At 71.4% G+C, this 12,675-nt stretch carries 15 protein-coding genes and 1 pseudogene; 8 read left to right on the top strand and 8 right to left on the bottom strand.

Going from position 1 to position 12,675, the window contains the following annotated elements; translation table 11 throughout:
• Positions 1-122: 122 nt before the first annotated feature.
• Positions 123-341: a ferredoxin gene (locus ACWCQ6_RS25735; protein WP_451092961.1), complete on the bottom strand. Its 219-nt coding sequence runs from the start codon at positions 339-341 to the stop codon at positions 123-125.
• A 5-nt stretch (positions 342-346) separates the two neighbouring features.
• Entirely contained in the window at positions 347-1,537 is a 1,191-nt protein-coding gene (locus ACWCQ6_RS25730; protein WP_451092959.1) for a cytochrome P450, read from the bottom strand.
• Positions 1,538-1,649: 112 nt separating this feature from the next.
• Here ACWCQ6_RS25730 and ACWCQ6_RS25725 point away from each other — a divergent pair, with 112 nt between their 5' ends.
• Positions 1,650-2,285 (top strand): TetR/AcrR family transcriptional regulator, encoded by a 636-nt coding sequence (locus tag ACWCQ6_RS25725; RefSeq protein ID WP_451092957.1) that lies wholly within the window; start codon positions 1,650-1,652, stop codon positions 2,283-2,285.
• Between the two features lie 36 nt (positions 2,286-2,321).
• Here the strand turns inward: ACWCQ6_RS25725 and ACWCQ6_RS25720 are convergent, their stop codons facing one another.
• Entirely contained in the window at positions 2,322-3,932 is a 1,611-nt protein-coding gene (locus ACWCQ6_RS25720) for an adenosine deaminase family protein (RefSeq protein WP_451092955.1), read from the bottom strand.
• Between the two features lie 492 nt (positions 3,933-4,424).
• Between ACWCQ6_RS25720 and ACWCQ6_RS25715 the strand changes: the two genes are divergently transcribed.
• The 3 genes and pseudogenes from ACWCQ6_RS25715 to ACWCQ6_RS25705 form a co-directional block, all read left to right on the top strand.
• On the top strand, positions 4,425-4,685 hold the full coding sequence (locus ACWCQ6_RS25715) for a hypothetical protein (protein ID WP_451092953.1): 261 nt from the start codon (positions 4,425-4,427) through the stop codon (positions 4,683-4,685).
• Entirely contained in the window at positions 4,675-4,908 is a 234-nt protein-coding gene (locus ACWCQ6_RS25710; RefSeq protein WP_451092951.1) for a hypothetical protein, read from the top strand. The genes ACWCQ6_RS25715 and ACWCQ6_RS25710 overlap by 11 nt, the downstream gene beginning before the upstream one ends.
• 306 nt (positions 4,909-5,214) lie before the next feature.
• Positions 5,215-5,517: pseudogene (locus ACWCQ6_RS25705) on the top strand (Uma2 family endonuclease); the annotation flags it as partial.
• Positions 5,518-5,592: 75 nt separating this feature from the next.
• On the opposite strand, the gene ACWCQ6_RS25700 reads toward ACWCQ6_RS25705, so the two are convergent.
• From ACWCQ6_RS25700 to ACWCQ6_RS25690, 3 genes are all read right to left on the bottom strand, one after another.
• Complete coding sequence (locus ACWCQ6_RS25700; RefSeq protein WP_451092949.1) at positions 5,593-7,131, bottom strand: PTS transporter subunit EIIC; 1,539 nt, start codon at positions 7,129-7,131, stop codon at positions 5,593-5,595.
• 40 nt (positions 7,132-7,171) lie between these two features.
• Positions 7,172-8,134, bottom strand: coding sequence for an N-acetylmuramic acid 6-phosphate etherase (gene murQ, locus ACWCQ6_RS25695; RefSeq protein WP_451092947.1), 963 nt, complete (start codon positions 8,132-8,134; stop codon positions 7,172-7,174).
• A 70-nt stretch (positions 8,135-8,204) separates the two neighbouring features.
• Positions 8,205-9,122 carry a MurR/RpiR family transcriptional regulator gene (locus ACWCQ6_RS25690; protein WP_451092945.1) on the bottom strand — a complete coding sequence of 306 codons (918 nt, stop codon included), beginning with the start codon at positions 9,120-9,122 and terminating at the stop codon, positions 8,205-8,207.
• 160 nt (positions 9,123-9,282) lie between these two features.
• Here ACWCQ6_RS25690 and ACWCQ6_RS25685 point away from each other — a divergent pair, with 160 nt between their 5' ends.
• Together ACWCQ6_RS25685 and ACWCQ6_RS25680 are read left to right on the top strand one after the other, a co-directional pair.
• Positions 9,283-9,651, top strand: coding sequence for a hypothetical protein (locus ACWCQ6_RS25685; protein ID WP_451092943.1), 369 nt, complete (start codon positions 9,283-9,285; stop codon positions 9,649-9,651).
• On the top strand, positions 9,648-9,923 hold the full coding sequence (locus tag ACWCQ6_RS25680; RefSeq protein WP_451092941.1) for a DUF4031 domain-containing protein: 276 nt from the start codon (positions 9,648-9,650) through the stop codon (positions 9,921-9,923). Before ACWCQ6_RS25685 ends, ACWCQ6_RS25680 begins: the two co-directional genes overlap by 4 nt.
• 58 nt (positions 9,924-9,981) lie before the next feature.
• Here ACWCQ6_RS25680 and ACWCQ6_RS25675 read toward each other — a convergent pair whose 3' ends face one another.
• Both ACWCQ6_RS25675 and ACWCQ6_RS25670 read right to left on the bottom strand, forming a co-directional pair.
• Complete coding sequence (locus tag ACWCQ6_RS25675) at positions 9,982-11,271, bottom strand: Cmx/CmrA family chloramphenicol efflux MFS transporter (RefSeq protein WP_451092939.1); 1,290 nt, start codon at positions 11,269-11,271, stop codon at positions 9,982-9,984.
• Between the two features lie 81 nt (positions 11,272-11,352).
• On the bottom strand, positions 11,353-12,036 hold the full coding sequence (locus ACWCQ6_RS25670; protein ID WP_451092937.1) for an HD domain-containing protein: 684 nt from the start codon (positions 12,034-12,036) through the stop codon (positions 11,353-11,355).
• Positions 12,037-12,186: 150 nt separating this feature from the next.
• Between ACWCQ6_RS25670 and ACWCQ6_RS25665 the strand changes: the two genes are divergently transcribed.
• Both ACWCQ6_RS25665 and ACWCQ6_RS25660 read left to right on the top strand, forming a co-directional pair.
• Positions 12,187-12,408: a hypothetical protein gene (locus ACWCQ6_RS25665; RefSeq protein WP_451092935.1), complete on the top strand. Its 222-nt coding sequence runs from the start codon at positions 12,187-12,189 to the stop codon at positions 12,406-12,408.
• 6 nt (positions 12,409-12,414) lie between these two features.
• Complete coding sequence (locus tag ACWCQ6_RS25660; RefSeq protein WP_451092933.1) at positions 12,415-12,666, top strand: hypothetical protein; 252 nt, start codon at positions 12,415-12,417, stop codon at positions 12,664-12,666.
• The last annotated feature ends 9 nt before the right edge of the window (positions 12,667-12,675 follow it).

Here is a 12,675-nt window from a genome sequence, read left to right as displayed (position 1 = left end):
CATCGGCCATCGGCCATCGGCCATCGGCCATCGGCCATCGGCCATCGGCCATCGGCCATCGGCCATCGGCCATCGGCCATCGGCCATCGGCCATCGGCCATCCGCCATCGGTCGTCGCGGCGTCAGTCGCGGCGGGGGCCGATCACGGTGTTTCCGTCGTGGACGGTGATCGCCAGGGCCGGGCAGATGTCGGCGGCGTCCAGGATCCGTTCGTCCGGCTCGATCCCCTCGGCCCGTGCGCGGGCGTGTTCGCCGTCCAGGGCGAACACCTCGGGGACGGTCCCGGCGCACATGCCCGAGCCCTGGCAGAGCTGGGGATCGACGCGTACGTTCCAGGTCATGGCGGTCACCACTCCACCGGCATGACGCGCGGGCCGCGCACCAGCATCTCGGACTTCCAGGTCACGTCGCCGGCCAGGCGCAGCTCCGGGAAGCGGGTGATGAGGGCGTACAGCGCCTCCTGGAGTTCCAGCCGGGCCAGCGGGGCGCCCAGGCAGTGGTGGACCCCGTGGCCGAATCCGAGGTGCTGGTTGCCCTCGCGGGCGATGTCGAGCACGCCCGGGGCGGCGAACCGCAGGGCGTCGCGGTTGGCGGCGCCCACGGCGACCAGGACCGGGCTGCCCGCGCGGACGAGGGTCCCGCCGACCTCGATGTCCTCGGTGGCGTATCGGGGCTGACCGGCGCCGCTGCCCAGGGGTACGAAGCGGAGCAGCTCCTCCACCGCGTTCGGGACGAGTTCGGGCCGGGCCCTGAGCCTGGCCAGCTGGTCCGGGTGGTCGAGGAGGGTGAGGACGAAGTTGGGGATCTGGGACGCGGTGGTCTCGTGCCCCGCCACCAGGATGCCCACGCACAGATCGACGAGTTCGAGCTCGGAGAGCCGGTCGCCGCCGTCGCGGGCCTCGATGAGCGCCGTCATCAGGTCGTCCTGCGGCGACCGGCGGTGCTGGTCGATCAACCCGGCCATGTAGGCGCGCAGTTCGTCGCGGCTCGCCTCGAACTCCTCGGCGGTGAGGGAGCTGGTCGACAGCGCGTCGTCGCTCCACACGCGGAAGCGCGGCCGGTCCTCGGTGGGTACGCCCAGCATGCGGCAGATCACGGCGACCGGCAGTGGCAGCGCGAACAGGTCGACCAGGTCGGCGGGCGGTCCGGCGGTCTCCAGCTCGTCGAGGAGGCCGGCGGTCAGTTCCCGTACCTGGGGGCGCAGCTTCTCGACCTGGCGGACGGTGAACGCCTTGGCGACCAGGGAGCGCAGCCGGGTGTGGTCCGGCGGGTCCATGCCCAGGATGCCGCCGTCGCGCTGCCCCTCGGACTGCCGGGGCTCGTCGTGCGAGGCGGCGGCGGCCCGGCTGAAGCGCTGGTCGCCGAGGACGAGCCGGGCGTCGGCATAGCGGGTGACGAGCCAGGCCGGTTCGCCGTACGGCATCTGGACCTGTAACAGGCCCTGCCGTTCGCGTACCTGCTCATAGGCGTCCGCGAGCTGGAGCCCATCTGGGGTGTTGAAGGGATAGGCGAGGGGTGCGATGTCTGCGGTCGTCACTGCGGCCTCCCGGATGTAAGCAGCTGCTTACAACGGTAGGAGCGGCCTTCGTGGGCAGTCAACGACGCTTTACGGCCGTTATCCTGACGGACCGTCCGAGAGGAATGCCGCCATGGAGTCCGCTGCCGTCCCCCCGTCCGAAGAGCGCCGCAGGGACGCCGCGGCCACCCGCCGACGGCTGCTGGAGGCGGCCCGTGACCTGTTCGCGGAGCGGGGCTACGAAGGGACGACGGTCCGGAGCATCGCGGCACGGGCCGGGGTCAACCAGGCCCTGCTGTTCCGGTATTTCGGCTCGAAACGAGGTTTGCTGACCGAAGTCGTGGCGCTGGGCGGGCTGGAGCAGTTGCGGGCGACGCCGCCCGAGGAGCTCTTCGAAACCGCCTTGCGTTCGATGCTGACCCATAGCGCTGAGGGGACGGAGGACCGTTCCCTGGAGGTCTATCTGCGTTCGGTCGGGCGAGGCGACGAGGCGGCCGGAACCTTGCGGGAGCTGGGGGAGGAGTACCAGAGCGTGCTGGCCGGGATCTCCGGTGCCCCGGACGGTGCGCTCCGTGCCGATCTCGCCATGGCCTGGCTGCTGGGGATCGGCCTGATGCGGACGGTCGTCGCGCGCGAACCCCTGGCCGGTGCCGATCCGGACGATGTCTGCCGTCTCGTCCTCGGCACGCTCAGCCATCTGTGGGCGGCGGGGGAGGCGGGCGGCGGCGCGCAGTGGGGCGACAGAGATGCGGCCGGGTCCGGGACCTGAGCCCCGGACCCGGCCGCGTCAGCGGTCGTCGCGCGTTCAGCGGTTGTTGCGCTCGAAGGTGGCGAAGGCCGCCTCCTGGCGCCATTCGGTCGCCGCCTTCGGGTTGTCGGCGAGGTAGCGGGCACAGCGCGTGCTCGGGTGGTCGGTGCCCAGCCGGTTGCCCAGGCAGGCGGCGACCGGGCGGTAGCCGGACGGGGCGGAACCGGTGGCCCACAGGCTGCGGCCGTCGCGGAACGCGTACTCCAGCGAGGCGCGGGCCAGGTCCTTCAGCTCGACGTAGCTCAGGCTGTAGGTCTTGGCCGCGTACTGGTACTCGTGGCTGATGTCGACACGGGAGACCCCCGGGTCGTCGGTGGCCAGCACGATCGGGACACCGTAGCGGCGGTAGGCGTTGAACGGGTGGTCGTCGCCCGCGATGCCGAGGATCTGCTTGTTGCTGGAGAACGGCACCTCGACGGCCACCTTGCGCTTCGCCATCGTCCGGGCCAGCTGCCGCCAGTCGTCCTCGTGGACCAGGTCCACGCCGTGGCCGATGCGCTCGGCTCCGGCGACGAGGACGGCCTCGCGGATGTGGAAGGTCAGGTCCTCGGGCTTGACCAGGCCGGGGGCCAGCTCACCGGAGTGCAGGGTGAGGTGGGAGTCCGGGTACTGGCCGCGCAGGTACTTCAGCATCCGCATCTGGAGGCTGTAGTCGGCCAGCGCGGTCGCCCCGTCCTCGGGCTGTACGAGGTTGACCGCGAGGAACCTCGGGTCGCGCTCCGCCAGTCGCATGCCGACCGCCATCTGTGTGAACACCCGTGCCGGGGAGCTGCCCCGGGACACCTGGGAGATCCACCTGACGGGGAGCCGGCAGCCCGGGTCGGGGCGGGCCGTGTCGCAGTGCGCGGCTTCCCGGAACTGCACGTCGGTGTCGTCGGCCTCCTGGACCGCCTCGTCCACCACCCGGTCGAGCTGTCCTCCGGCCACCAGCTTGCGGTGGAGGGCGGCCGGATCGGCGTCGTAACCCACCTTGTCGGCAAGCTTCTTGGCGCTGTCCGACGCGGGGGAGACCAGGGTCTCCAGATAGAACTGGTTCTGCTCGACCACGGTGTTGGCCACGTTGGCCAGCATCTTGCCGCGGGTGTACCAGGTGGCCATGCTGAACTTGCCGAACGTGTCGAAGAAGTGGTCGTGTCCCGACTCGCCCGCCGGGAAGTCCTGCATGGACCAGGCCCGGATGATCCGTTGGCGGAACGCGGCGTCGCTCTGCGCGTCGATCGCGGGCCTGGTGCCCGGCCCGCACGGCGGCGCCACGGCCGTCGTCGTCGCGTCGATGCACAGCCCGCTCTCGCCCGCGAGCTGGATCAGATACTCCGTCGTGACGGCGCCCGACAGGTGGTTGTGGAGGTCGCCGCCCTTGGGCAGCGCCTTGAAGAATGCTTTCAGCTTCTCCGGCCTGCCCTGCAGCGAGGCGAGGTGCGCGGAGGTCCTGGCCTCCGCCGGGGTGACGGGTCGGTGCAGCGTCTGGGCTGTGGGACGCGGCGCCGGGTCCTTCGTGGGGGCGGCGGCGGCCGGGATCGCCGGAAGAAGGGTCAGTACGGCGAGCGCGCCGAACCCGGCTGTGCGCAGCGACTTGGGACGGTGTGCCGTCCGGAATGTTGAGATCACCGCCGAATGATTGCGTTCGCGGGGGGTCATTCCTTGCCCAAACCGTATGTATGGCCTGAAACCTCCACTCGTTCGAGCGATTCCCGCCTTTCTTCTCCCCGACCGGCGGGCGGGGGTCGCCCACTGGTGCGCGCGGATGACGGATGTGGTACCAACCGCCGTGTAGCGGGCGGTAGTTGGGGCCATCTGCTAACGCATTCGGGTGGAACGTGTGCGGGTGGGCGCCGGGCACACGGCCGAGGGGCGGGGCGGCTGGGCGTTGCCCCCGTCCCTGTTGATCGCACTGGTGGGCCCGTGCGCACCGACGGCGCTCGTCGATGTCACCCTCCGCGCGGCGGTGGCGGAGACCAGGTGTTCTTGACGTCGATCGCCTCGCATGACAACTCCCTGTGACAGATGTGCGGTTGTTGGTTCTGCGCCTCTTCCTGGTCGGCGGCGCGTTGGACACGCTGGGTATGCATTGTCATTACTCAGCGTGGAAAGGGATGGGTCATGACGATCAAGGAACGGCGCAGCACGGCGGAGGGCAGAGTGCGGACAGCAGAGGAAGTGGTGGCACGGCTGAAGGAGGGTTTCTCGGGTGTCGGGATCACGTTGCCGTCGTTGCGGATCGACCCGGTGTCCTGTGCGGGGAGCGACCCGGTGTCGGCGCTGGTCGACCTCGGCCGGTGCAACCTCGACACGGCGCTGCGGCTGAGCATGGTGCTGGAGGCGCAGGGGCAGGGGCAGGGGCAGGCCGGTCATGACGGATGAGGGGATCGAGCCGTGCGCTCCGGAACCGGGGTCGTTCGCGGTGGACACCCGGGACGGGCGGGTGGGGCGCGTGATGGGGAGCGTCGGGCCGTACGTGCAACTGCGGGCGCCGGGTGGTGGGGCGGAGTGGGAATGCCCGCCGGAGTTGGTGCGCCCGGCCCCGCTGGGGGAGGTGCTGCGGGCCCGGGTCCGGGAGGTCAACAGGGAGGGGAGGCTGCCGTGAAAGCGCCGGGGCGCCGGGTTTGACCTGGCGTCGGGCGTGCGGAAGGGCGACGCCCCGGTCGGTCGGGTGCCGCCCTTCGACCGGGGCGCCGAGGTCCGGTCGATGCTGCTTGTGGAGCAAGGACTTCGCGTTGTGGAGCAAGGGCTTCGCGTACGGGCTTCGAAGTCCGGGGGCAGCGGACGAGGCCGGGCAGGAAGGGGCTGCCGGCCTCGTCGGGACATTCCTCGACGCGGGGCGGCGTCGCGTCACGGACCTCGATGGATGGCGTAAGTCGAAGGAGTGGACCGCCTCCGGGGCGTGGACGGCGCCGCGGACCCGGAGACCAGCGACCCGATGGACGCGGCGGACGCGCTGCTCGTCGTCGAGGTCACATCGAAGGGCAACGCCCGTGACGACCGGACGAAGAAGTACCGCGCCTATGCGCGGGCGGGCGTGCCGATGTATCTGCTGATCGACCGGTTCGACACACGTGGGGCGATGGCCACGCTGTTCACGGAGCCCAACGAGGACGGGACGTACAAGCACTCCGACCCGGTGCCGTTCGGGAAGCCGCTCACCTTGCCCGAGCCGTTCGGTACGACACTCCTCACGGATGAGTTCCCGGTCTGATCAGCCGGCGCGCATGGCTGAGGGGCGGCACCCGACGCCGGATGCCGCCCCTCATTCGTGTACGCGTACCGGAGGTCAGACCCCGGCCGGTTCCTTCGTCGGGCTGTCGGGGTCGGTTGTCGGGGCCGTCGGGCCGCCCGTTGCCGCGACCGTGGATTCGGCCGGTTCCTGCGAGACGTTGAACTCCGCCAGCAGGTCCTTGCTGAAGCCGAAGAAGTACGTTGCGAGGAACCCGGCGAGGTAGCCGACCAGCAGGCCGCCCGCGTAGATCGCGACCGTCGTGCCCAGGCCGTGGTTGCCGTCGAGGAGGGGGAACAGGGCCCAGCCGGACGGGCCGATGGCCGTGGAGCCGACCTCGTCGCCGAGCTGGTTGAACAGGCCGATGAAGCCGCCGCCGAACGCGCCGCCCACGCACGCCGTGATGAACGGCCGGCCGAGCGGGAGGCTGACGCCGTAGATCAGGGGCTCGCCGACACCCAGCAGACCGGCCGGGAGGGCGGACTTGATGGTGCGGCGGATCGACTCGTTGCGCGGGAGGCGGAAGTAGACCGCCGTGGCCGCGCCGACCTGGCCGGCACCCGCCATCGCGAGGATCGGGAGCAGCACGGTGTAGCCCTGCTGCTCGATGAGGGTGGTGTGGATCGGGATGAGCGCCTGGTGCAGGCCCAGCATCACCAGGGGCAGGAAGAGGCCGCCGAGCACGAAGCCCGCGCCCGCGCCGCCGTTGGAGAGCAGCCAGTCGGCGAACGTACCGATGGCGGTGGAGACCTCGCCGGCCACGTACATCAGGCCGAAGACCGTCACCAGGCCGGAGATCAGGACCGTGAGCGTCGGGGTGACCAGTACGTCGAGTGCTTCGGGCACCCAGCGCCGGCACCACTTCTCCACGTACACCGCGAGCGCCGCCGCACCGAGCGCGCCCAGCACACCGCCCTGCCCGGGGGAGAGCTTCTGGCCGAACGCCTCGATGTTCGCGACCCCCGGGAAGACGATGATCGCGGCGACCGCACCGCCCAGGATGGCCGTACCGCCGAACTCCTTCGCCGTGTTGTAGCCGACGAACACGGCGATCAGCGCCATGAAGCCGGACGCTATCGCGGCCAGGGCGGGGGTGACCGAGGTCAGCCAGCCCAGGTTCACCAGCAGGCCGTTGAGGCCGGCGATGATGCCGCAGCCGATGAGGGCAGGGATCAGCGGGACGAAGATGTTCGCGATCTTGCGCAGGAACAGCTTGAACGGGGTGGCGTTCTTCGCCTTCCGCGCCGCCTTCATCGCGGCACCCTGGGCGGCCAGTTCGTCCGCGGATGCGGACGCGGAGGCAGGGGCCGGGCCGGACGCGGGGGCCGCCGCCCGGCCCTCCTCGACCAGCTGCTCGAACTCCGGGGTGACCCGGGCGACGGTGCCGGGGCCGAGGACGATCTGGTACGTGTCGTCCTCGACCACACCCATGACGGCGGGGACCGCCTTCAGGGCCTCGTCGTCGACGAGCGAGCGGTCGTGCAGACCCAGCCGGAGCCGGGTCATGCAGTGGGCGATTGAGCTGACGTTCGCTGCGCCACCGACGAGCGGAAGGATCGCGGCGGCGGTGGCGCGGTTCTTGTCTTCTGTTGCCATGGTGCTTGGGCCTTGCTGTTGCGGGGGTGGAACAGGTGGGTCAGGCGGCGCGGGGGGCGGCCGCGAGGGCGGCACGGAGGTGGCCGTCGGACGCGGTCAGCAGGGCGGCGGCGGTGGGGCCGTCGACCTGGCCGAGGATGGTGAGGATGGCGTTCTTCACCTCCCCGTCGGTCGCGGCGAGCGCGGCCTCGATCTCCTCGTCGGACGCCCCGGTGGCGAGCGAGACGATCCGGCGGGAGCGGGCGCGCAGCTTCTCGTTGGAGGCGCGGACGTCGACCATCAGATTCCCGTACGTCTTGCCGAGCCGGATCATCGTGATCGTCGAGATCATGTTGAGGACGAGCTTCTGGGCCGTGCCCGCCTTGAGCCGGGTGGAGCCGGTGAGCAGCTCCGGGCCGACGACGACCTCGATGCCGTGCTCCGCCGCGGCGCCGAGCGCGGAGTCCGCGTTGCAGGACAGCCCGATGGTCAGCGCGCCCTTCCTGCGGGCGTGCTCCACGGCGCCGATCGCGTACGGCGTACGGCCGGAGGCGGAGATGCCGACCACGGTGTCGTCGGCGGTGAGCTCCAGGGCGTCGAGGTCGGCGGCGGCCAGATCCTTGCTGTCCTCGGCGCCTTCGACGGCCTTGACCATGGCGGTGGGGCCGCCCGCGATCAGGCCGACGACCTCGGAGGGGTCGGTGTTGAAGGTGGGCGGGCACTCGCTGGCGTCGAGCACGCCGAGCCGGCCGGCGGTGCCCGCGCCCGCGTAGATCAGCCGGCCGCCGCGGGCCATGCGTTCCGCGGTGCCGTCGATGGCGGCGGCTATCTCGGGCAGCCGGGCACCGACGGCGGCCGGGACGGACTGGTCCTCGCCGTTCATGATGCGGGCGATCTCAAGCGTGCCGAGCCGGTCGATCTCGGCGAACTCGGGCCGGAACGCCTCGGTGGTGAGCCGTGCGAGCTGGGCGCGCAGCTCGCCGTAGCCGTCGGAGGCGGTGGGGTCGGCGTCGGTGGAGGTCATGGAGGGCGGCTCTGCTTTCTCGGTCTCGTACGGCTCGGCGGGTGCGGGGGTTCGCGGATCGGCGGTCCGGTCAGCGCGGGCGTGGGGCGTGGCGGTGGGCCAGCGCCTCGTAGGAGGCGGCGAGGGCAGGTGCCGCCGTCTCGTACGTGCGCTGCGCGACGCCTATGAACAGGCAGTCGACGACGAGGAGCTGGCTCGTACGGCTCGACATGGCGGCGGGGCGCAGCTCGCTCTCCCGGGCGGTGGACGTGGTCAGTACGTGGTCGGCGTACTGGGTGACGGGGCCGTCGGGGCGGCCGGTGATCGCGATCGTCGTCGCGCCGCGGTCGAAGGCGACCCGCAGCGGCTCGATGACGTCGACCGTGGAGCCGGAGTGCGTGATCGCGATGGCCACATCGCCGGAGCGGAGCTGCACGGCATTGGTCACCGCGAGGTGCGGGTCCGTGTGGGAGTGCGCGATCAGGCCGATCCGGGCCAGCTTCTGCGCGAGGTCCTGGCCGACGAGGGAGGAGGCACCCACGCCGTAGATGTCGATCCGCCGGGCGGTGGCGGCGGCGGCCACGGCGGCACCGAGCTGGACGGTGTCGAGCCCCGCGGCCGTGTCGGCGAGGGTCTGCTGCTCGTCGTAGGCCAGCTTGGCGACCACATCGGCGATCGGGTCGTCGACCGCTATGTCGGCGGTGACGGAGGGGGCCCGGCCGGACTGCTGGTGCGCCGCGAGCCCGGCGAGGGCCAGGCGCAGATCGCGGTAGCCGGGGTAGCCGAGGAGGCGGGCGGTGCGGACCACGGTCGCCTCGCTGGTGCCGGTGAGCTCGGCGAGACCGGTGACCGTGAGGGCTGCGCAGCCGGCCGGGTCACCGGCCACGGCCTCGGCGACGCGCTGCATGGAACGGGTCATGGAAGGCGCGAGCGTGCGCACCTTGGCCGCGAGGGCCGCCGGGGCGGGCGGGGAATCAGCGCTGAAACTTTCCTTCAGGTCATGGGTCACATTTGAAAGATATTTTCAACCGTGTTGCCCGTCAACCCCCCATTGGTCCCTTCTTCTTCGGTGCTTTGGTCACCGCCTCCTGCGCCGCTGCCTCCGACAGTGCGGAACGGGAAGCGGTGGGCGTGCGGGACTGCTTTGCGGGCGGGGTGACAATGGCCCCATGGAGATGAATCCCCTGGAACAGGCGTTGCACACGGCCCGCGCGCTGATCATGGCCGATCTTGCCGCGGGTGACGTCGCCGAGGCCGGGATCGTCTCGCTGGTCGAGGATGCGGTGACACACCGGCGCTGGTGGGTCGAGCAGTGGCCGGACGGCGCCGCTTTCGTGGTCGGGCTCGTGGCCCAGGACGTGCAGGACGCGCTGCTCGAACGATACGGGCGATGGCCGCTCTGCCCGGTCTGTGACGCGGGCGACCCGCACGCACTCGACGTCGAACCCGAACTGGGACCCGACCCGCACTGGGTGTGCACCAAGGCGGCCGTGGCCGTGGCGCCGGTCGGTTCGCTGAGCGGGATACTGCGCCGGTGACCGTCTACATCGATCCGCCGCAGTGGCCGGGCCACGGGCGGCTCTGGTCGCACCTGGTCAGCGATGTTTCCTTCGAGGAGCTGCACGCCTTCGCGGCGTCCATCGGCTGCCCGTCGCGCGCCTTCGAACGGGACCACTACGACATACCGGAGATGCGGTACGAGGACGCGGTGCGGGCCGGGGCGAAGGAGATCGGCTCGAAGGAACTCGTCCGCCGGATCACGGAGGCAGGGCTGCGGCGGCCCAAGGGACGGCCCGCGCCCGGCACCTGACGTACGGTGCCGGGCGCGGGTCAGCAGATGCCGGGCGGGCCGGGAGATGCCGGGCGGGTCAGCCGGCGGAAGTGCCCGCGTCCGCGCACGCCTCCGCGGCAGTACCCCGCTCCACGGCCGTCCCCTCCCGTGCGGGTGCGCCCTCCTTCGCGGACGCCCCCGACGACACCGCGCCGGGCGACCCCGTCACCCGGCGAGAGCTGCCCGTGCCCTGGAGGCGCAGCGAGAACACCACGGCCACCAGTGCCAGTACCGTCATCGCCGCTCCGGCCCACGCGGTCGCCGCGAAACCGAAGTCCGCGTCGATCACCGCGCCGCCCAGCCAGGGGCCGCTCGTGTTGCCCAGGTTGAACGCGGCCGTCGTCGTCGCGCCGGCCAGCGTCGGGGCGGCGCCCGCGACATTGAACATCCGGGCGTTCAGCGCCGGGGCCGTGTAGAACGACGACAGGCCCAGCAGGAACGAGAGCCCGACCGCCGCGACCTGGTTCGACGCGAACAGCGCCAGCGCGACCAGGAGGACCGTCGAGGCCGCGATACCGCTCATCAGCACCCCGAAGAGATGCGCGTCCGCGACCCGGCCGCCGATCGCCGTACCGACCAGCGCGCCGATTCCGAAGAGTGCGAGCACCCTCGGCACCCAGCCCGAGTCCAGCCCGGCGACATCCGTCAGCAGCGGGGCGAGATAGCTGAACGCGCAGAAGACACCGCCCGCGGCGAGCGCCGTGATCACGATCGACAGCCACACCTGCCGGTCCCGGTAGATGTTCATCTCCTGCCCCAGCCGCGGCTTCTGTTCCGGCAGCGGAATGCGCGGAATCAGCGTCGTCACCCCGACCAGCGCCACGGCGGACGCCGCGCCCACGGCCCAGAACGCCGACCGCCAGCCGAAGTTCTCACCGAGGAACGCCCCCAGGGGCACGCCCAGCACATTGGCGATCGACAGACCGCCGATCATCACGGCCATCGCGCGGGCCCGCGCGTTCACCGGCACCATCGCGATGGCGACCGCCGCCCCCACCGCCCAGAACCCGGCACAGGCGAAGGCGCTCACCACCCGGGACGCGAAGAGCACCTCGTACGTCGGGGCCAGCGCGCCCGCGACCTGACCGAGGCCGAAGACGGAGATCAGGGCGATCAGCGTGGTGCGGCGTGGCAGCCGGAGCGTCGCCACGGCGAGCAGCGGGGCGCCGATCACCATGCCGATCGCGAAGGCGGATATGAGAAGTCCGGCACGGGGGATCGACACGTTCATGTCGTCGGCGATGGGCGGCAACAGCCCGGAGAGCATGAATTCGCTGGTTCCCAGGGCGAAGACCGAGAGACCCAGGATGTATACGGCCAGGGGCATACGAGAGCGGCGAACGGCAGAGTCGGGCATGACAGCTGCCAACAGCGGCCACGGCCCCGGCATTCCCCCCGCCGCCGCGGGTCAGTGGCTGAGCAGCTCCCATTCGGTCAGCAGGTTCTGCCGCGCCCGCGGCTCCCAGTGCTCCGCCCCGTGCGGCGTACGGAACAGCCGCGGCAGTCCGAGCAGCTGGCGCAGCACCGTGGCCCGCCCCTCCCGGAACGCGTCGTCGGGCACGAAACCGTACTCCTCGCGCACCTGCGCCGCGTAGGCCGCGTACTGCCTCGGGGCCGCCGCGAGAATGGCCAGATCCGCGTCGCAGAGCACCTCGCCGTTGGCATCGCCGTCCGCCGGGTCGTGGGTGACGGTCAGCCGCACCAGACGGGCCACCTCGGCGGTGACCCCCTCCGGTACACCGGCCTCCGGGAGGGCGCGCTCGGCCAGCGCGGCGCTGCGCTCCTCGTTCTCGGACCGGTCCGGCCGGTACACCGCGTCGTGGAACCAGGCGGCGAGGCGTACCGCGTCCGGGTCGGCCGCGTACCCGGCGAGCGTGTCGATGTGATCGAGCACCGCGACCAGGTGCGCGGTCGTGTGGTACCGCCGCTGCGGCTCGGCCCAGCGCGCCAGCAGATCGGCGGCGTACGGCAATGGATCGGGCCCGGCCACCGTGCCTCGGGCGCCGACGAGCGACGCCCGCCAGCGGTCACGGAGGGAGGCTTCGGCGCTGCCTGCCTCAAAGGCGCCGCTTCCGCGAGAGCTGTCGGTCATGGGACGACCCTAAGGGGTGCCCTGATCCCCCGGCGTGCGCACGACGACAGCTGCGGCACTTCGTCGCGTTGCCCGCATACGCCCGCATGGGCCCGAATGCGTCCGGTGGTGCCTCTCTGCCTTGCGTCGTGCCACGTCTGACGCCGCAGCATGGCCCGGCAGTCCCTGATCACCCAAGGTCAGCAGATCCACGCCGCAGCATGGCCCGGACTGTCCACCACGGCCGGCTTCGAGGCCGTCGCCGACATCCAGATCGACGCCATGGCCCAGGCGTTCGTCATCTCCGCCGGGAACCCGGTGGACGAGACGTGCCTGCAGTGGATGGAGTCCACCGTCGGACCGCAGAAGCACATCGCCGCGGGCGGCGGCTGATCGGCCGTGATTCCCCCTTTCAACCAGTACCTTGCCGGCCCGCACACCGGCCCTGGGGAGAAGCTCGTCACCGCCGAGATCGACCTCGCCGACATCGACGCCGTCAAGGTCTGGGTCGACTCCCGCGGCCACTACGCGCGATCGGAGATCCTCGGCCTGCGGGTCGACCGGCGCCCGCTCTGGCACGACGAAGGGCACCGTGAGTGGCCCGTCGCCCCGAGCAACGACACCGCCGACCCGGTGACCGGAACGGCCTGAGACAGGAGA

Source organism: Streptomyces sp. NPDC001880 (assembly GCF_053594575.1).
This window is presented reverse-complemented; position numbering and strand designations above follow the sequence as displayed.